The sequence below is a fragment of the Lacinutrix venerupis genome, from assembly GCF_001971745.1.
Taxonomy (GTDB): Bacteria; Bacteroidota; Bacteroidia; order Flavobacteriales; family Flavobacteriaceae; genus Lacinutrix; species Lacinutrix venerupis.
The window spans coordinates 1,586,486-1,606,781 of the sequence record NZ_CP019352.1; the positions used below are offsets into that span (position 1 = coordinate 1,586,486).

Here is a 20,296-nt window from a genome sequence, read left to right on the forward strand (position 1 = left end):
AGAGTCTTAAAAAAATGATAAATATTTAGTTTTGCCTTGTAATAATTAAGAATAATTCATAATTATTCAATATTTTAAAAATTCGTTGAAGATTATTTAAAATTTAATACCATCTTCTGGTAAATAATTTAAGCAATGTGCTAGGAGATAATGTAACTATAAAACGAATACTTTTATCGTATTCTGGCTGTGCTATTTCCCATCCTTTATTAGAGTAAACAGGTAAATACAATTCGAAATAATCTTGCACGAGGTTTAAGCGTATTCCGGCATCGTATACAAACTTAGCATTTGTGTTGTGGTTTTTAACAAAACCAACGTCTCCATATGCCATAATATATTGCCATATAGTAGTACTTGTGTTTATTGTTGTAATCCATTGATTTGCGAATGCTGGTTGTAATTGAGACTTAAATCCACCTTCGGCTAGAATAAGTTGCTGGCTAGTAATACCATCGTCTTCTGTTCTTCCTAAATAATCATAATCAAAAAGATAATCGGTAGGTCTATCTAAAGCAAAGCTAAAAAAGTTGGTGTCTTCAAAAGTATTATTGTATAAAAAGGCACCAGCATAAGCTCTAAAATTATACTGTCTATTGTTTTCTGTTAGCTTTCTAAATTCTAAAGTTGCCGAAAGTTTACCAAAGTCTTTTGCTAGTTGTAAATCTGTATCTAAAGAGCTAAAATTTTTCAAATTATTGTTTATCGAGGCAAAATTAGCGTTAAAAACACCATACTTTGGTTCTCCTTCTACCTCAAACTCTCCAGTTGGATCTTCGTCACGATCAACACTTACATATCTAAAATTTAAATATTGTTTTTTATTTTTTCTTAAATCATCAGGATTTCTAAAAGCAAAACTTACTGAAGGTGTAAAAGTGGTATAAGATAGATTTCTTGCATAATTGTAGTTTTCTACTCTAAACGTATATCTTGTACTGTAGTTTCTAACATTTTCTTTTCTGTTGTTATAGCTTAAATAAGCACTACCAACTAAAGCATTACTTTTTAAACCATATTTTGGACTAAATTTGTATAAAAAGTCTTTAGAAAGCACTGTTTTATTGTATAGTTTTAATCCAGGTGAAAACCCATCGTATAGGTTGTAGGCAAACTCTGGCATAAAAAACATTTGATGATAGTCTGGATCTTCTACATCTTTAAAGAGTCTTAATTGAATAGGTTTGTCTAATAACTTATTTACGGCTTTCCAGTTATTTCTATCTTTAACTTCGGGTATTATTTTATCGTAATTTAATGCTAATCTATCTGCATCTGAGCCTGCAATAGTAATGGTTTTCTGTCCTTTAAAACCTTCAACCCAAAGTTTATTTACTACAGAGTCATTTTTTATTGAAAATAAAGACACAGGAACGTTGTTGTCTTTTTTGTTAAGTATAGTAACAATTAACGAGTCTTCTTTTTTCTTAACGTTTTTAATTTTGTAATCTATTTTGGTATTTGAGTTTAAGAAGTCGTCATAAAACCAATTAATATCTTTTTCACTATTGTTTTTTAAAGCGTTGTAAAAAGTTTCTCCTGTTGTTGGCTTTAATGTGTTGGCTTGAATAAACTCTTTTACAGCCGCTTCAACTACATTACCATTATTATATTCATTTATATAGCGTAAACCAGAACCTGCTTTGTATTTGTTACCAATATTTTTATTAAATTTTAATAACGAATCTTTAGCCATAGTTAATGGTTGGTCTAGGTTGGTTCTAGCCATATGTAAATACGCAAGATTATATTTATCGTTAAATTTTAAATCTGCGGCATGAAACGCTCTAATTCCCCACATATTTCCTAAGGCGCCAGTAAGTTTTGTGTTTGGATAGTTTTCTTTAACATATTTCATTAGGTAATATGTTTGAATACCATCTATAACCCACTGGTCTTCTCTAGGATTAATTAAAACAATATTTTCAAGGTAATTGTGAAGCGCTGTTTTTAAAAGTTTTATTTCGTATTGAAAAGTATCTGGAAAAGGCCTAAAAAAATCTGGTAAAAGATTTAGTCCGTAAATAGGACTTTTTTTATAATCTATACGTGTTAATAGTAATTTGGTGTGTGGATATGCACCTAATTCTTTTGTAAGGTATCCGGCAATATTATCGCTAATAATTGCAATATCCTGTGCGGCTAGTTCTTTTTCATCTAAATTAGATTCTATAGTAAAATAGTCTGTTTCAACAGTTTTAAAATCGTTGTTTTGCTTTAAAATTAATTTAGTGTTAATTCTATCTTCTCCTTTAAAAAATGTGGTTTCAGTATTGTTTAAAATTGTTTTGTTAACAACGTTCAATTCTGAAATTATACTATAATTTTTAGGATAAGATGCCTTAATAGAGATATCTGCTTTAGGAATATAAGCATCGTTTAAATCTTTATTGCTGTGGTAGTTCCACTTTCCATCAAAAATAGCAGGAGTTATGTACCAATATCTTAAATTATAATCGCCTTCTGAAGTTAATCCATAACGCGTAAACTTATCGTTAGGTACTTGTACGATATATTTAAGTTGCAAAGTGTAACTTTTGTTTGGTAACAAAGGTTGCGACAATGCAACTTTAATAATATCTGGTTGCTTTTTTAATCTTGAAAACTTGGTTTCGGTATTGTTTTCCTGTATTGATATTAAAGTTGTAAATCCACGATCTTCATTTTTTGCAAAATGAAAAGTGTTTTTAAATTCTTCTGCAAATCTTTCTGCTAAAGGAGTGTTTTTTGCAGAATAACTATGGCTCCAATCTGTTAAATATATTGTATCTAATGTTGCTTTTGAGTTATTAAAGTACTCAATAGTTTGTTGAATATTAATACTTTTCTTTTCGATATCGAAAGTTGCATTAATATCTAACTTGTTTTGGCTTGAGGCCGAAAAACATAATAGTAGGCACAATAATAAGGTAGCAAAATTTAGATTCAATGGATTTTTATAGACTTTAAAGATTTATAGTTTTATATTTAATTATATGTAACAGAAATACTTGTATTTAATTGTATTACCGCTGTTAATCTATATACGTATTAAATACATTTTGGTTTTATTAATTTTTTAGAAGTTAGGGCTTAAACCGTATTCTTTATAGAATGCGTCTAATATTGCTACAACTTCGTCTTCGGTATCTACTAAGTGAATTAAGTCTAAATCTCCAGCACTTACGTTTGTAAATTTTCCTAAAACAGTTTCTTTAATCCAGTCAATTAATCCTGCCCAGAAATCTGTACCTACTAAAATAATTGGAAATTTTTCAATTTTATTGGTTTGTATAAGTGTAATCGCTTCAAATAACTCGTCTAAAGTTCCAAAACCTCCAGGCATTACAACAAAACCTTGAGAATATTTAACGAACATAACTTTTCTTACAAAGAAATAGTCGAAATCTAAACTTTTATCTCCATCTATATAAGGATTATCGTGTTGCTCGAAAGGTAAATCGATGTTTAAACCTACTGATGTTCCTCCAGCTAAATGAGCTCCTTTATTTCCAGCTTCCATAATACCTGGTCCACCTCCTGTAATAACGCCATAACCTGCTTCGCAAATTTGTTTAGCTACACTTTCGGCTAATTTATAGTACTTGTGATCTGGTTTTGTTCTTGCAGAACCAAAAATAGAGACACAAGGTCCTATTTGACTCATTTTTTCAAATCCATTTACAAATTCTCCCATGATCTTGAAAATTGCCCAAGAATCGTTTGTTTTGTTTTCGTTCCAACCTTTGTGATGTTGTTCTTTTCTCATGTTTTTATTTTAATTGAGTATATTTTATGTCTTAAATTTTGTTGTAAACTTACAATTATTAAATAGTTGTTTGGTTACTTATTGTGCCATCTACCATAACTAGTTTCCTGTCTGCTAAGTTTGCTAATTCTTCATTATGGGTTACAATTACAAATGTTTGTCCAAACTCATCACGTAATTTAAAAAATAAACTGTGTAAGTTTTCTGCGCTTTCGCTATCAAGATTTCCAGAAGGTTCATCGGCAAAAATAAGGCTAGGATTGTTAATTAACGCTCTTGCTACTGCAACACGTTGTTGTTCTCCTCCAGATAATTCGTTAGGTTTATGATTGTATCTATTTTCAAGTCCTAAAAAATCTAATAATTCTTTGGCACGTTTAGTCGCTTCGGCTTTAGGTGTTTTTTTTATAAATGCTGGAATACAAACATTTTCTAATGCAGTAAATTCTGGTAATAATTGATGAAATTGAAATATGAAGCCAATATTTTCATTTCTAAATTTAGCTAATTTCTTTTCGGAAAGCGTACTAATGTTTTCTCCATTAATAATTAGAGAAGCTTTTTCGGTTTTAGAAATTCCATCTAAGGTTCCTAAAATTTGTAATAAAGTAGTTTTTCCTGCACCCGATGCGCCAACAATAGATACAACTTCTCCTTTTTTAATAAGAACATTTACGCCTTTTAGTACGTGTAATTCATCGTAATATTTATGAATATTTTCAGCTTTAATCATATGCAAAATTAAGAGGCTGAAAATACTACTTTACTAACAAATGCACAACTTTTAAATGGTATTAGATTTATTTTTAAATACGTTTTTAATATTATTGTAATCTATAAAATAAACCATTTTAAGAGAGAAGGTATTGCCAGAAGGCTGGTTAAATAAATCCTCAAGAGTGTCTTGAAAAGCTTGAGCTCCATCGTTACTTCTATTAAAAATACGATTTCTATATTGGGCTGTTAAAAAGCTTCCAGGAGCAAATTGCCATGAGTATGTTAAGTTTAAGTTCCATGTACTAAAGTTCACATCTGGATCTTCTATGTCTTCTTTTGTGTAATTATCGTCTCTATTTAGCCTTCCATTTTCGCCTAATACAAAAATGTTATTTTCGTATTGTACTGCACTCCAATAGTTTCTAAAACTTAAAGTTAAACTATTTAAGGCATTAAAATTATAGCTAGCAGAGATGCCGTTTTCTATTGTAATTTGATCGCGTTGTCCGTAAATAATATCGTCTCCAATAAAATCTATAAACCCTCTTTCTCTAAGTTCTTGGTCGTAATCGAACTCGTAAACCACAATAAATTTTTCGTTTACCTTAAATCTAGGTGATAAACCAAAAAATACACTTTGGTAAGATCTTCCTTCTTCAAATAAAGTTTCGTAACCTAAGTTTGCATCTAAGGCAAATGTTTTATTGTAATTAGAAGATATCCATACGCTACTATTTAACCAGTCTTCAGTTATAAAATAACGACCATCTACTCGAGGCCCAAAATAATCATACTGTTTGCCAGGTTGTACATTAAAATTACCACCATAACCCATTAAACTCTTTTTTCCTGTTGCTGAAACACTTCCGCCAAAATTGAAGCCTGTAAAAGTTCCTGGTCTAAATAAGCTATTATAGTTAGCCCAAGTGCCAATGTAAAAGTTGTTTAGATTTTTTGTAGGTTCAAAAATTTGATAATTAAATTCTGCTCCAAAATTATTATAGTTATTTCTAAACAAGATTCCCATATCGTTAATATCGTAATCTTTGTCTGCAAATTCATGGTAAGCACTCCATCTATACTGTCCGCTATTTTTACCAAATGCAAGTAAAGAGCTTAATCCTGTTTGTGTACCATCTTGTAAGTTAAGGTTACTCATTTTTATTTGAGCTTCGGCTCCATAGGTGTTTTTTTTGTTTTTTAAATCGAATAATAATCCTGTAACATTAGCATCTCTAAAATTAGATCCATTTCTAGTTACATTTGTATTTATTAAACTTACTGAAGAGTTTTTGTTAAACTGTTGGTCTACAACTAGAATGTTATAGTTAGAGATAGGCTCTACTGTTTCTGTGCGTTTTTGGCCAGTTGTTTTGTCTATAATGTCGATGTCTGTTTTTTCGGTTATAGCATTAAAAAAACCTATTCCTAAGCCGTTTTTAGTTCTTCCAGAAATTTTTACAGCATTTAGTAAATTTGTTTTTTGTGGATAACCATCAACAATTTCTTCGTTGCTATTTAGTGTTGGGTAACCTGTAGGCGCGCTACCTACACGTCTTGTATAGAATAAATTTCCTTTTGTAAATAAATCGGTACCTTCTGTAAAGAATTGTCTTTGCTCAGAAAATTGTTGCTCGAATGGTCCTAAATTAAGCTGAACATCATCAAAACCAACTTGACTAAAATCTGGAATTAATGTAGCATCAAGTGTAAAATTTTCTGTTATACCGTATTTAATATCTAAACCTGCATTAAAATCGTTTATGGTTTCTCCATCAAAACTATCTGTAACAAAAGAAGCAAACGGATAGAAACTTAATCGAGTAGGAGGTTCTAAGTTTTTTAAACCATTTAATTCTCCATTAAAAAAACCAATATTAGCACCACTAGTAATGTCTATTGCGTTCCATGATGTTTGCTCACGTGTGTTTCTATAATGTCTATGAAATTGAATGCCCCAAGTTGGGTTGTCTTGTTGTGTAAATCTTAAAGTTCTGTAGGGAATTTTCATTTCTACAATCCAACCATCACTAACGGTTTGTGTTGCGCTTTCCCAAACGGCATTCCATCCAAAATCTTCACCGTTGCTTGGCGTTTCGGTAGCATCGGCTTGTGTTCCAGAACTAAATACAAAAAATTCTGTATTGTTTTGAGCGTCATTATTTGGGTTAAATACAGCACCAAAAAAATCTGACTGTCCAAAATCATCACGTTGTGTAAATTGTCTTAACATATCTTCAGGATTATCATACAAATAGGCTGCAATGTAAATTCCAGAATCGTCGTAACTCATTTTAACCTCTGTTCTTTTGTTTTTTGGCATTATTTTACCAGCAGTTGGCTTAAATTGTACAAAATCTGTAGCTATTTGTGCTGTTTTCCAAACCTCATCATCTAGAATACCATCAATTTTTGGAGCATTATTAGTTCGGGTAATCGTATAAGTTTTTTTGTTTTGAGCACTTAATGATATTGTGAAAACAAAGGCGAATAAAATAGTCGAAAAAAGTTTCATTAAAGAAATTGGTTAGTTAGTATTTGTAGTTTAAAGACTTGCGAAATTTTTAATTGTTACAGTTTTCGGTGACAAATCTAATTTTGTAGTTGCTTTTATTTCACAAAAAAAAGTTAAATAATATTGGTAAAGTAAGGTTATGCTTTAAAAACGGACTTTTTTAATTAAATTTAAATTATGGAAAAGAACAATTTAAATATAGCAACTTTTGCAAATGGATGTTTTTGGTGTACCGAAGCTGTTTTTAATAGAGTAGTAGGTGTAGAGCAAGTGGTTTCTGGATTTACTGGCGGACATATTAAAAATCCTGCTTATCGCGAAATTACTACTGGAAGAACAGGACATGCTGAAGCTATACAGTTATACTATAATTCTAATAAGATTAGTTATATAGAGTTATTAGAAATATTTTTTGCAACTCATGATCCAACAACATTAAATAGACAAGGTCATGATATTGGTACACAATATCGTTCGGCTATATTCTATCATAATGAAGAACAAAAACATCAAGCTGAAGCATTTATAAAACATTTAGATAGCGAGCAGATTTTTGATGATACTATTGTTACCGAAGTTACTGCTTTTGATGTGTTTTATAGAGCAGAACAAGAGCATCATGAATTTTACGAACGTAATAAAGAAAATTCTTATTGCCAATTTGTTATCCATCCTAAACTTAAAAAACTTAATACTTATTATAGTAATAAGTTAAAACCTACTACTTAGCATTTTTTAATTTAATTGTTTTGTAACAAATACTGTAAAACCTTTACTAATAGATGATTATAGGTTTTAAATTTAGTGGTTTTAATAGTTTTTTTATGATATAAGTAAAAAACGGAACACTATTTGATTTATAAAAAGTATTAACAAAATTACAACACAATGAATTTAGAAAACACTAACAAATACAAAATTTTAGCAGCCAGTATTATTTTTGATGCTGTAGGATATGCCAGTTTTATTATTCCCGGAATAGGAGAGATAATAGATGTTGTTTGGGCTCCAGCTTCAGCATATTTAATGACTAAACTTTATAAGGGTAATGCAGGAAAATTAGGTGCAGCAGTTTCTTTTATAGAAGAAGCAATGCCAGGATTAGATGTTATACCAACATTTACACTAATGTGGTTATATACATACGTTTTTAAAACAAAAACGAAAGAAACGGTTATTGAAGTTAGTTAATATAATCGATATGTTATAAAAATTAAAAGCACTCCGTAGAGTGCTTTTTTTATATAGATTAAAGGCTTTTAACAAATTTTAAAAGCACTTCTTTATGTTTTTCTAAATCCATATTTGCAGATAAAGAAGCGCGAACAATATAGTCTTTATCTCCTTCCTTAGTTGTACCTTGTGTAGATGTTGCAGGCACTGTCCAGTAGCAGCCTTTTAATTGCCCATAACTTACACAAAATTTACTTTCGTTAGGAATTTCGGTAATCATTAAATTAATGAGTTTTAAATTTAATGCTCTTTTATATGTTTCTTGTTCCTCGCTAGTGTTTCCTTTTGTAGGCAAATCTAAAGAAAAAACTGAAGGCATAAATTCTTGTTCTGCTAAGGTTTCTGAGACAAAGTTTATTTTAGCTTCTGGTAACACTTCATTTATAAAGTTTACAAATTCGCGTGTGTTTTTATAAGCATCAATAATTCTTTGATTCATTGATGGCATTTGCTTTGCTAATATTTGATATTGCAGCGATGTGGCTTCGTTATCGCAAAGCGTAAGATGCATTTCTATTTTTTCTATTAACGATTCTGTTTTTGTATTTCCTACACAATATCCAGCGGTACATTGTCCACCACTTGGAAATTTAGAGCCACTTGCAAATGAAATTGTTCTAACGGTTGAAAGTATTTTACCTTCACCTAAAAATTGTACATTAGGACAAAATGTTTGGTCTAAAATAAAAACAGGATCTATGGCAGTATCGCCATTTTTAGTTTTTCGTACTTTAGTTAGTGCTTCTTTTAACGCTGTAAGATTAGGGACTTCTACACGTGGATTGGTTGGGATTTCTGCAATAATGTAAGGTATTGCATCTTGCTCTGCAATTGTATTTAAGACACGATCAATACTATTAACCATATCTGCATCGCCATCTACAGGTAAATCTACAATTTCTACATTATCTATACTTGCAGCAACACGTCTTGCTTGGTCGTTTGTACCGCCATAACAATTTGGAGGCACAACAATTTTTATAGCTTTTTCTGGATTATGCTCTAAAGCATCATGAATTAAGCCCATTAAAATAGCATATTGAATAGATAGGCCACTTGATGCTACTAAAGCTTTAGTATTAGACCCAGAAATTTTATTAATTAAGCTTAACACTTCTGTTTTACTTGTTTTATCTACATTAACTTGGTTGTTGTAAGACGATTGTAAAGCTATTGCTTTTAAAACTATATTTACATTGCTAGGTGTCATGGCAATGGTTTCGCGACGTCTTACATGCTGGATTTCTGAAATATAATCACTGTTGTCTTTGCCATTTACAATTAGAATACTACCAATATTATTTTGTAAATTAATGTAAAAATCGATGTTTGGTGTAAGCGCTACGGTGTTAATATTCTCTTGATTAGAAATAAAAATAGTACTACCGTTAAAGGTCGAAACATCTTCTGCTTTGTCAACTTTTTTTAAATTAAAAGGATAACCATACACATTTTTTAAAATAGCTTCATTAAAACAATCTGGTAAAGTTTCAGTATAAACTATTTGTGTGTTTTTATTATTAAAGCTGTTTTTCCTAAGAATAGCTAAAATAGGCATGGTTTGCGATGCAAAGCTAATTACGTTTTCTGGTGCTATATTATTTAATTTTCCAACGGTCCATTCTAATATACAAGATAATGGATGACCTAATCTAATATAATCGTAAGCTGTTGGTAATTTTTCTAATTCTGAAGTGCTATAATTGTTATTATTATATAAAATTTCAAATTGCTCTAAAAACTGTGTTTTTGCTAATGCCTCGTTGTATATATCCAATCGATGGGTTGTTAGCTTTAACCAATCTAAAGGCATATTTTCTAAAACATTATTTATATAATTTAGCATTGTATTGTTTTGCATTTTCTTACTTTTTTAAGACAGCAAATATACAAGAATCTAAGGTTTTGATAGAGTAGAAGTGAGACTTTATGAAATAGTTGGCTATATATTAAGATATAATTTAGTTTTCTATTTCCGTGTTTTTTTAGTAGTTATATATTTTGTAGGCTTTTTTTTATCTAATAAAATAAAAAAAGCGGTTCAAGTTAGAATTCAAACCGCTATTGTTTATTTTCACTGTTGTGTGCTGTGCATTTATCCTATTATTTTGGCAATCTTATTTATATCAGCACCTTCCAAATGTTTTAGGGGATGAGGGTTATTGTCTAAATTAATCATTGCTCGCCCAATTCTAGAAGTGGTTGTTACTGACTTCATTCTTTTTAATAAAGGAAAAATGGGTTTAGTGATAACATAGAAAAAATTATACAGTTTAGTTTTAGATTTCACACCACGTTCAGGTAAAATAGCTCCTGGTCTAAACGCATAAGCATCCTTAAAACCTTTGTTTAAAATAAAATTTTCGGTTTTGCCTTTTACTCTTGCCCACATTGAGTTACCTTGCTCAGAACTGTCTGTTCCTGCACCTGAAACATATGTAAAAAGTATATTAGGATTTACATTGTAAATTGTATTAGCTAATGCTTCAGAAATTGTAAAAGTGAGTTTATAATACCTTTCTTCAGATATACCAGCAGATGATACGCCCATACAATGAAAACAAGCATCATAGTCTTTGAATTCTGCTTTAATGTTGTTGAAATTTGTAAAATCCTGATGCAAAATTTCTTTTATCTTGGGATGAGAAATGTCAATTGGGTTTCTGTTGATTAATAAAATCTTTTCAACTGTTTCATTATCTATACATTCCAACAAAACTCCCTTGCCTACCATACCAGTTGAACCTGTTAGTATAACTTTCATAACAAGTTATTCGTTTTTATGTTCGGAAACTTCAACCATAACTACTCGAATAGAGCCTGGTTTAAAAAGGTTCTTTTCGTCTTCATTGATCTTTGCCTGAATTTCCGTGTTATTAATATCTTCTAGAAATTGATTGAAATCCTTTGGGTCAGACCAAATAGATTCTGTTACTACATCATATTCTAATTCTCCTGAAAAGTCTTGAGGGTAAATTATCTGGTTACCCAAAAGAAAATTTCTTCTTATGGTACATTTTTTTAAAATAGGAAGAAGTTCAACACATAAAGGTGTATGTTGGTTTGCATAGTAGTGAGCAAAATCTTCGTGAGACATTCCGTCTTTTCGCTTTGCGAATGTTAAATATTTTACCATTGTTTTTTTGCTTTAGAATTAATTTAATTGTCTGTATTTGTTTGGCGACATGCCAACTTTCTTTTTAAAAAGGGTTCCAAAGGACTGAGGATATTCAAAACCTAAATCGTATGCAATACCACTTACGGATGCATTTGATGACAATAATAGATTTTTGGCTTTTTCAATAAGGTGAAAATGGATATGCTCTTGTGTATTCTTTCCTGTTTCTTTTTTCAGTAAATCACTCAAATAGTTTGGTGAAAGATTCACTTGGTCTGCACAAAATTTTACGGTTGGAATCCCTTGTTGTATGGAATTGTCCGAATTAAAGAAATCGACCAATAATTCTTCGATTTTTTTTACAACATCCTGTTGGTGTGTACTTCGCGTATAAAATTGACGGTCGTAAAATCGATTACAATAGTTGAGTAATAATTCCAAATTAGAAACAATGACGGTTTGACTATGTTTGTCTATATTTTGCTGACATTCGTCTTCTATAGCCTCAATGCATCGCGAAATTTTTTCCTTTTCCTTTTCTGATAGATGTAGCGCTTCATTGGACTTATAAGAAAAGAATCCATATGATTTTATGTTCTTGCCTAAATCAGATTTTTGAATTAAATCTGAATGAAAGTATAAGGCCCAACCGTTTTCATTTAATGTTTCAGGTTGTTTTTTTGCTTCGAATACTTGTCCAGGTGAACTAAAGACTAAAGTGCCTTCTTCAAAATCATAGTATTGCCTGCCATACTGAAGTTCGCAATTCTCGAATTTTAAAGAAATCATATAAAAATCCCAGATGTATTTTTGATTGAACAGTTCTTTGGTAAGTTTAACATCCTTCATATTTACCAATGAAATAGCAGGATGCATAGGCTTATTCAATCCTAAAAGGTGATGCATCTGACTAATTGATTTTATCTCTCTAAATTCTTCCATCTTGTTAATATAATAATTTGCATTTAAAATGTCTTTGCATTATTTATCCAAAAAAGACCTCATTTGCGTGCATAGTATCCATATATTCTTTCCAAGTACAAACTTTTCCGTCTTTTATTTCCATTAGAATATGAAAATGATTATTGTAGGTTTTACCACTAATATGATTTCCAAGAGATTCGGCTTCAATAGCAACTCGACTTCTTTCTACAGTCATAGCTTTTGCAGTAAGGCTTAATCCTTCAGGGAAACCTTCTCTTGTTCTTTTACCTGCTACTATTACAAAATCTTTGGTGTGAGTACCTGAAATTGGCATACTACCAGCTACCCAAACAACAGCATCTTCTGCAAAAACTTCATTTACATATTCCCAATTATCATTACTAATTGCTTCTATTACTTTCTGTGCTAACACTCTATTAGCTTCATTGCTTTTTAAATTTTCCATTTTAATTTCGTTTTATGTTTATTGTTTAAACATTTACATTGTGATATGCATTATATCCTTTCTGCCAAACAGGTAATTGTGATTTCATTCTTGATTTTAGAAACCATTTAAAAAACCAACCTGTACCGAAATATTTTGACTCAAAACTTCCTTTATATTTCCATAACATTCCGCCATTCTTCGATTCGTAGAAAAATTCTCCTCTGTATTTATTTACAGGCATACCTCCTTCGTGTACAGCATAACTGAAATAATTTGGTGGGTCAAAACCAACGATATCTTCGGTAAGATTTATATCTCCAATCAAAATTTTTCTTACAGCTCCCAAGCCCTGAGGGTGGTCTGTACCTTCTTTAAGGACAGCAATTTCTCCCGCCATAATTTCGGATTGAGAATACCATTTGTAGTCAACGAAAAACTCCCAGAATTTTTGAAGTTCTATATTTGGATAGAAGTGTGAAAGTTCGAAAGAAACTAATTTTGAATTTGCCATTTCAATTGTTTGTGATTTTATACCACAAAATTGCAGGCTTTTTATTGAAAGAAATTAAGCAGATTACGGATTATCTAATTCAAATTACTGTTATTTATAGAATATCATACAATATGTTGACTAAATATGAAACATATTATATTTGACAATATAAGAAATTAGCTAAAACCCGAGAAAGTCAACTAGGATAAATTTTAAAAAACAATATTTGTAATTTATTTTGTTATGCTTTAAAACCTCATAGTAGTTCTTACATTAAAAACTCTTGGTGTTAAGTAATTAGGTATAGCATATTGTCTTTTGCTATATACATCGCGTACCCAAGTATTGGTGATAGAATTTTGTACATCGAAAACATTAAAAATTTCGAAACCAAAAGATAAATCTTTAAACGGTTTTTTCCAGCCGCTATCAAATTGCTTTTTAGCATCTACAAGTACAAATTGAAAACCAATATCTGCACGTTTATAATCTGGCAAACGGTTTTGATATTGGTATTTATCTGCATAACTTGGAGAACCACCAGGTAAACCTGTATTGTACACTAAGTTTAAATACATTTTAAAGTTTGGTAAGTTTGGTACATAGTCTTGAAATAATGCGGCAAACTTTAAACGTTGGTCTGTTGGTCTGGCAATATCACCTCTGTTGTTAATGTTTTCTTCGGTTTTAAGATAGCCAAAACTAAACCAACTTTCTGTACCTGGAACAAACTCACCGTTTAATCGCATATCTAAACCATAAGCATAAGCTGTAGCGCTATTATCTGCAGCATAACGAATACGTACATTTTCTACGGTGTATGGATTAACATCTGTTAAGTTTTTATAGTACAGTTCTGTTGATAGTTTAAATGGACGCTCGTTCATTTTAAAACTAAAATCGTTTCCTAATACTACGTGTACCGATTTTTGGGCCTTTACATTAGGTTGTACAGTTCCATTTGCATCACGTAATTCTCTATAAAATGGAGGTTGGTAATATAAACCACCACTTAAGCGAAATAGCATGTCTTTTTCCCAATCTGGTTTAATAGCAAATTGTGCTCTTGGGCTTACTACTAATTGATTATCTCCACTAATATTATTATCTGTTACTTGCCAATTATGTGCACGTACTCCAGCGTTGTACCAAACATCTGCATCGCCCAAAGTAGAGCGTTTACTCCATTGTAAATAAGCCTGAATTCTATTAATTTGCGTATTGTTTCTCGCTCTCGCATTTTGAAAAGCAGTAATAGGGAAGGTGTCTGGCTCATAAGGTTCTTGGTTTATTCCTCCAGCTGGTGCATTTATAGAAAATCCTGCCGAGTCTATTACTTCCCATTCTATTAAACGGTCTCTAATGTCTTCGTTTGTGTATTTAACAGACCATTTAATTTCATTTTCATTAATATTTGCTGTTCCTTTATGTTCTATAGTTGTAATTAAGGCATCAATGTCGTTACGTCCATGGTTTAACTGTCCGCCAATACCTTCGGAAAATTCAACTTCACCTAAATCTTCATCGCCAATATTACTGTTAACTTCACCTAAACTGTATTGTGCAGAAATATCGAAATGTTCTTCTTCTATAGTATGGTAAGTAGAAGCAACCAGGCCTAAAGTAACTTTGTCGTTTAACTCGTAACTGGCTTGTAAGGCACCAAAAAGCGTTTGGTATTTATCACGTTCTTGGCCTTCGTAATCTACTAATAATGCTACAGGATTATCTAATGTTCCAAAATTTGTTTGTCTGGCTTGTGGTTCGTAATCGTATTTGTTTAAAGAAGCGTTACCAAGGAAACTTAATTCAAATTTATCTGTAAATCTATAGGTTAAAAACGTTTGCACATCTGCAAATACAGGATTGTAATTGGTTTCTGTTTCTTTAGCTTGTACTAAGAGTGAATTGTCCCGATAGCGTAAACCTGTTATGCTTGTAAATTTAGAATCTTTACTTGCAGATTCTACAGCAAGACTTCCGCCAAGTAAGCTTAAATCTGCAGCAACAGCAAAATCTTTTGGTCTTTTGTATGTAATATCTAAAACCGAAGATAATTTATCTCCATATTTAGCTTGAAAACCACCTGCAGAAAAATCTACATTTTGTACTAAATCGCTATTTATAAAACTTAAACCTTCTTGTTGTCCAGAACGTACAAGAAATGGTCTGTAAACTTCTATACCATTAACGTATACAAGGTTCTCATCAAAATTTCCGCCACGTACAGAATATTGTGTACTTAATTCGTTATTGCTACTAACTCCAGGTAGTGTTTTTAATAAATTTTCTACACCAGCTTGAGCTCCAGGAATTTTAATTAGTGTTTTTGGGTCTATGTTTACAATGCCTTGTACGTCTTTACGTTTTTTGCCGTTAAGTACAATGGTTTCAATTTGATCGACATCGGTTTTTAAAACTGGATTAAACTCAAAAACTTCACCATTTTTTAGATTTACAGTTATGGTTACATTTTTATGAGAAACGTGAGAATATACTAATGTTACATCTGTGTTTGATGGTATAGTAATTTCATAAAAACCAGTATCGTTTGTAGCTGTACCATCTGTTTGGGTTTTTACATTTACTGCCTGAAGCGGAAAATTACTTTCGTCTAAAATTACACCATTTACAATTGCTGTTTGTGCTAATGTGTAAAGAGGAAGTAGTAATACTAATAATTTTAGTAAGTTAGTTTTTGTAGTCAAGGTTGTAGTTTATTATTTATTTCCTAAAAAAAGTAGTTTCAAATGTAGTACTATTTCCTACGTTATCTGTAACTATTACTTTTAATTTGTTTTTTGTTTCTGTACTAACAGCATCATTAAAATCGTATGTTAACGTTTTCTTTTTGTAATTGTATTCCATTAATATCCACTTACCATTTATAGTGGCTCTGTAATTTGAAATGCCGGTACCTTTATCGTTAATTTTAACTTTTAAATACCTGTATTTACTTAGCCAACTCCCATCTTTAAAGTTTATAGGTTTAATGGTAGGCGCAACAGTGTCTCTTGCTAAAACGTAAGTTCCTAAATCTTTAGTATAAGTGCTTAATGTATTTCCTTTTCTTTTTGTTGGAGAGTAACTTGGCCAGTTATTCCACCCAATTAATTCGGCTATATATAATTGTTTTAAATCTTCTTCTTTAAAATTGCTAATATCATAAGAGATAGTAAAACTCTTTTTTACAGGAATAATAGGTTTGTGTAATGTAAGTGTGTCGTTTTTAACATTAAAATCTATAAAGAAGCTATCGTAAAAAGTGTCTTTGTAAAAATTCACTTTAAATTTATCTTGTTGTAATTCGGCTTCTAGATCATGTTGTATGTAGTGTTGCGTTGTTTTTTTTTCTTCAACATCGTCTGGAATTTTTACATCTCCTTTTATAGTAATATCTACATTGGTTTCGTTGCCTTTAAAATCGCTAATTTTTGTTTTGTAAACTGAAGCTGTACTGTCTAGAATTGTAATATAACCATTATCAATTATGTTGTTATAAAGGCTTAACGGATTGTTTTCTTCAATAAATAATTTCTGAAGTTTTTGTTTTTCAGATTTGTAATGAGAATAATCAATTAAACGGTTTAAGTGTTTTGTTTCGGCAAATGAAAAACGCCTAAAATCTATTTCAAAATTTTGCATACCATTTAAATAGGTGGAAATATTATAAACACCGTTTTTGTTTGCTGCTAAATCTTGTCTGTCTATTGTTTCTACGGCAAAGCCAATTGTTCCATAGGCTTTTAAATCTTCAATTTTATAGTCTCCATTTTTTTGAGGAATTACTCTAAGTTTTTGTTTTTTGTTAGAACCGTTTACATGAGAATTTGCACCAATTGGATATGCGTAAAAATTTGAAACTATTGGTTTTGTTGTGTCTTTAACGTCTATACCAAAAAGCATTGGGTTTATAGGTCTTTCGGCATTATCTCGAATTTCAAAATGTAAATGTGGACCAGAAGAGCTGCCTGTGTTTCCAGAATAGGCAATAACTTCTCCTTTTGTAATTTTTAATTCTTCGTTAGTAGGGAAAACCTCAATTTCAAAAGACTCTTTATTGTATTGTTTAGCTTTTATATAAGCTTCAATTTTTGGACTAAATTTTTGTAAATGAGCATAAACACTTGTATATCCGTTAGGGTGTGTTATGTATAGTGCTTTTCCATATCCAAAATGAGCAATTTTTATTCTACTTACATAGCCATCTGCAATTCCATAAACTTTTAAACCTTCAATTTGTTTTGTTTTTATATCTAAACCAGAGTGAAAGTGGTTAGAGCGTAACTCGGCAAACGTACCAGCAAGAACAATGTTAATATCTAAAGGAGACCTAAAATAATCTTGAGGATATTGGTTTTGAGAAAAAACAGAAAAGCTAATAAAAAAAAACAAAAAAAGTTTACGCATAAGATTTTAGTGTACCAATTTATTTTAAGGATTTTAGTAGTATTTGGTATAGATGCTAAAATATACAATTGCTAATTAATACCAAAGTAAAAAATAAATACGAGCCCATTGTATTGATTTTTTGAAGTTTAAATAATAATTAATTGAGTTACTTTATTTTATTTGAAATTTTATGATAAAACTATTGCTAAATAAGTTCTGTTCTGTTAACTTTGTGAGATAAGTATTGATATTTGTAGATGAGTAATATAGAGGGTATTGTAGATGCTTTAGAGTTAAAAATAGAAAAAGTCCTTAAAAACCAAACCGTTTTAAAGGAAACTAATTTAAAATTGTCTAAAGCTCAAGAGCAATATCAAAGTACTATAAAAAGGCAAGAATTAGAAATTATTGCTTGGAAAGAAAAGTACGACACTCTTAAAATGGCGAATACAATACTTGGCAGTGACGATGATAAACGAGAAACTAAACTCAAAATAAACGCATTAATTAGAGAGATAGACCATTGTATAGGTCAACTTTCAGAATAGTGTAACATAGCAAATTATGGCAGAAATGCTTAAAATAAAGCTTTCGGTAGCAAATAGAGTGTATCCTTTAACAATTCCGCCAAGTCAGGAAGAAGGTTTACGAAAAGCTGCAAAAAAAATAGATGCTATGATAAAACAATTTGAGCAAAGTTATTCTGTTAGAGATAAACAAGATGTTTTGGCTATGTGTGCATTACAATTTGCATCTCAAGTAGAACAGAAAACTTTAGATAAAGAGTATGTAAATGAACATGTGGAAGAAAAGTTAAATACTTTAAACCAAATGTTAGAACTACATTTAAGTTCTTAACGTTCTTATAAATAAAATTAGGTTACTGCCTACATTAATTATTTTTTTGATAAACTCAACAGTTAATTCTTTAAAAAGGGTGAGTTAAAGTTGTAAAAGCGTGCTGCTAATGGGAAACCATTTGGGCAGATACTTGATCAGCTTGTTAGCCCTAAACATGTTTTTAAGGAGTTTATACAAAACCAAAATTAGTGTAGGCTTTTTTTTTACAATTAAACTAACAACAATGGATAATACAATAATATTTAGTATTGCAGGTGTAGCTATTGGAGCAATTATAGGCTTTGTTATAGCAAAAATGATGGAGAAAAATAATGCTTCAAAACTTATAAAAAATGCAAAAAAAGCAGCATCAAATATTTTAAGAGATGCTAAAAGTGAAGGAGAAAGCATTAAAAAAGATAAATTATTACAGTCTAAAGAAAAATTTTTAGAATTAAAAACAGAGCACGAGAAAGTAATTTCTAGTCGCGAAAAGAAAATGTCTGATGCTGAAAAGCGCACGCGTGATAAAGAATCTCAAATTTCTAGCGAACTAGCAAAAAATAAAAAATTAAACTTAGAATTAGAATCTAAAAAGAAAGATTACAATCACCGCTTAGATATTATCGATAAAAAACAAGAAGAAGTAGATAGACTTCATAGAAGCCAAATAGAGCAATTAGAAGTAATATCAAGCTTATCTGCCGAAGATGCTAAAGCACAGTTAATAGAGTCGCTTAAAGGTGAAGCAAAAACCGAAGCTAATGCTTACATTCAAGGTAAAATGGAAGAGGCTAAATTAACTGCCCAACAAGATGCCAAGAAAATAATAATAAATACGATACAACGTATAGGTACAGAAGAAGCTGTAGATAATTGTGTGTCTGTATTTAACATAGAGAATGACGATGTTAAAGGCCGTATAATTGGCCGAGAAGGAAGAAATATTAGAGCTATTGAGGCAGCAACAGGAGTAGAAATTATTGTAGATGATACACCAGAAGCTATAATTTTATCTTGTTTCGATTCTGTAAGACGTGAAATTGCACGTTTATCTTTACATAAATTAGTAACCGATGGAAGAATACATCCTGCACGAATTGAAGAAGTGGTTAAGAAAACCCAAAAACAAATAGAACAAGAAATTATAGAAGTTGGTAAGCGTACGGTTATAGATTTAGGTATTCATGGACTACATCCAGAATTAATAAAAATGGTTGGGCGTATGAAATACCGTTCGTCTTACGGACAAAATTTATTACAACACTCGCGTGAAGTTGCAAAACTTTGTGGAGTTATGGCTGCAGAATTAGGTTTAAATCCTAAATTAGCTAAACGTGCAGGATTATTACACGATATAGGTAAAGTGCCAGATGCTGAAGCAGATATGGAAACTCCTCACGCTATTTTAGGTATGCAATGGGCTGAAAAATTTGGAGAAAAAGGAGAGGTTTGCAATGCTATTGGAGCTCACCACGATGAAATAGAAATGACATCGCTACTGTCGCCAATCATTCAAGTTTGCGATGCAATTTCTGGAGCAAGACCAGGTGCTAGACGTCAAGTTTTAGATAGTTATATACAACGTTTAAAAGATTTAGAAGAAATAGCCTTTGGATTTCAAGGTGTAAAGAAAGCTTACGCTATTCAAGCAGGTAGAGAGTTACGTGTTATTGTAGAAAGCGAAAAGGTAAACGATCAAAATGCTGCAGATTTATCGTTTAGTATTTCTCAAAAAATACAAACAGATATGACGTATCCAGGACAAGTAAAAGTTACAGTAATTAGAGAAACTAGAGCAGTTAATATTGCTAAATAATATATAATATTACACTATTATAAAATAAAAAAAAGCTTAGTCTATTAGA

The 20,296-nt window shown here is 31.0% G+C and carries 17 protein-coding genes and 1 other RNA gene; 6 read left to right on the plus strand and 12 right to left on the minus strand.

Going from position 1 to position 20,296, the window contains the following annotated elements:
- Positions 1-103: 103 nt before the first annotated feature.
- From BWR22_RS07065 to BWR22_RS07080, 4 genes are all read right to left on the minus strand, one after another.
- Positions 104-2,929 (minus strand): gluzincin family metallopeptidase, encoded by a 2,826-nt coding sequence (locus BWR22_RS07065; protein WP_076732958.1) that lies wholly within the window; start codon positions 2,927-2,929, stop codon positions 104-106.
- Positions 2,930-3,058: 129 nt separating this feature from the next.
- The gene (locus tag BWR22_RS07070; protein WP_076732960.1) at positions 3,059-3,748 is read right to left on the minus strand and encodes an LOG family protein; all 690 of its coding nucleotides are present in this window, start codon (positions 3,746-3,748) and stop codon (positions 3,059-3,061) included.
- Between the two features lie 58 nt (positions 3,749-3,806).
- Entirely contained in the window at positions 3,807-4,481 is a 675-nt protein-coding gene (locus tag BWR22_RS07075; RefSeq protein WP_076732962.1) for an ABC transporter ATP-binding protein, read from the minus strand.
- 51 nt (positions 4,482-4,532) lie between these two features.
- A complete protein-coding gene (locus BWR22_RS07080) occupies positions 4,533-6,980 on the minus strand; it encodes a DUF5916 domain-containing protein (RefSeq protein WP_076732963.1) in 2,448 nt (815 codons plus the stop codon).
- Positions 6,981-7,157: 177 nt separating this feature from the next.
- Here BWR22_RS07080 and msrA point away from each other — a divergent pair, with 177 nt between their 5' ends.
- Together msrA and BWR22_RS07090 are read left to right on the plus strand one after the other, a co-directional pair.
- On the plus strand, positions 7,158-7,709 hold the full coding sequence (gene msrA / locus BWR22_RS07085) for a peptide-methionine (S)-S-oxide reductase MsrA (RefSeq protein WP_076732965.1): 552 nt from the start codon (positions 7,158-7,160) through the stop codon (positions 7,707-7,709).
- 159 nt (positions 7,710-7,868) lie between these two features.
- Entirely contained in the window at positions 7,869-8,171 is a 303-nt protein-coding gene (locus tag BWR22_RS07090; RefSeq protein WP_076732966.1) for a hypothetical protein, read from the plus strand.
- Positions 8,172-8,229: 58 nt separating this feature from the next.
- Here the strand turns inward: BWR22_RS07090 and BWR22_RS07095 are convergent, their stop codons facing one another.
- The 8 genes from BWR22_RS07095 to BWR22_RS07130 form a co-directional block, all read right to left on the minus strand.
- On the minus strand, positions 8,230-10,074 hold the full coding sequence (locus BWR22_RS07095) for a PLP-dependent aminotransferase family protein (RefSeq protein WP_076732968.1): 1,845 nt from the start codon (positions 10,072-10,074) through the stop codon (positions 8,230-8,232).
- A gap of 234 nt (positions 10,075-10,308) precedes the next feature.
- Entirely contained in the window at positions 10,309-10,977 is a 669-nt protein-coding gene (locus tag BWR22_RS07100) for an NAD-dependent epimerase/dehydratase family protein (protein ID WP_076732970.1), read from the minus strand.
- A 6-nt stretch (positions 10,978-10,983) separates the two neighbouring features.
- Complete coding sequence (locus BWR22_RS07105) at positions 10,984-11,349, minus strand: EthD domain-containing protein (RefSeq protein WP_076732971.1); 366 nt, start codon at positions 11,347-11,349, stop codon at positions 10,984-10,986.
- An 18-nt stretch (positions 11,350-11,367) separates the two neighbouring features.
- Entirely contained in the window at positions 11,368-12,273 is a 906-nt protein-coding gene (locus tag BWR22_RS07110; protein ID WP_076732973.1) for a helix-turn-helix domain-containing protein, read from the minus strand.
- A 43-nt stretch (positions 12,274-12,316) separates the two neighbouring features.
- The gene (locus BWR22_RS07115; RefSeq protein ID WP_076732974.1) at positions 12,317-12,721 is read right to left on the minus strand and encodes a nuclear transport factor 2 family protein; all 405 of its coding nucleotides are present in this window, start codon (positions 12,719-12,721) and stop codon (positions 12,317-12,319) included.
- Positions 12,722-12,746: 25 nt separating this feature from the next.
- Positions 12,747-13,214, minus strand: coding sequence for an SRPBCC family protein (locus BWR22_RS07120; protein WP_076732976.1), 468 nt, complete (start codon positions 13,212-13,214; stop codon positions 12,747-12,749).
- A gap of 230 nt (positions 13,215-13,444) precedes the next feature.
- Positions 13,445-15,904, minus strand: coding sequence for a TonB-dependent receptor (locus BWR22_RS07125; RefSeq protein WP_076732978.1), 2,460 nt, complete (start codon positions 15,902-15,904; stop codon positions 13,445-13,447).
- A 16-nt stretch (positions 15,905-15,920) separates the two neighbouring features.
- Positions 15,921-17,606, minus strand: a complete 1,686-nt coding sequence (locus tag BWR22_RS07130) for a M23 family metallopeptidase (RefSeq protein WP_076732980.1) — start codon at positions 17,604-17,606, stop codon at positions 15,921-15,923.
- A 239-nt stretch (positions 17,607-17,845) separates the two neighbouring features.
- On the opposite strand from BWR22_RS07130, the gene BWR22_RS07135 reads away from it, so the two are divergent.
- The 4 genes from BWR22_RS07135 to rny all read left to right on the plus strand — a co-directional run bounded on the left by BWR22_RS07135 (position 17,846) and on the right by rny (position 20,247).
- Positions 17,846-18,136: a hypothetical protein gene (locus tag BWR22_RS07135; RefSeq protein ID WP_076732982.1), complete on the plus strand. Its 291-nt coding sequence runs from the start codon at positions 17,846-17,848 to the stop codon at positions 18,134-18,136.
- Positions 18,137-18,152: 16 nt separating this feature from the next.
- Positions 18,153-18,446 (plus strand): cell division protein ZapA, encoded by a 294-nt coding sequence (locus BWR22_RS07140; protein ID WP_076732984.1) that lies wholly within the window; start codon positions 18,153-18,155, stop codon positions 18,444-18,446.
- A gap of 53 nt (positions 18,447-18,499) precedes the next feature.
- A non-coding RNA gene (gene ssrS / locus BWR22_RS07145) (6S RNA) lies at positions 18,500-18,620 on the plus strand.
- Between the two features lie 52 nt (positions 18,621-18,672).
- Positions 18,673-20,247, plus strand: a complete 1,575-nt coding sequence (rny, locus tag BWR22_RS07150) for a ribonuclease Y (protein ID WP_076734392.1) — start codon at positions 18,673-18,675, stop codon at positions 20,245-20,247.
- The last annotated feature ends 49 nt before the right edge of the window (positions 20,248-20,296 follow it).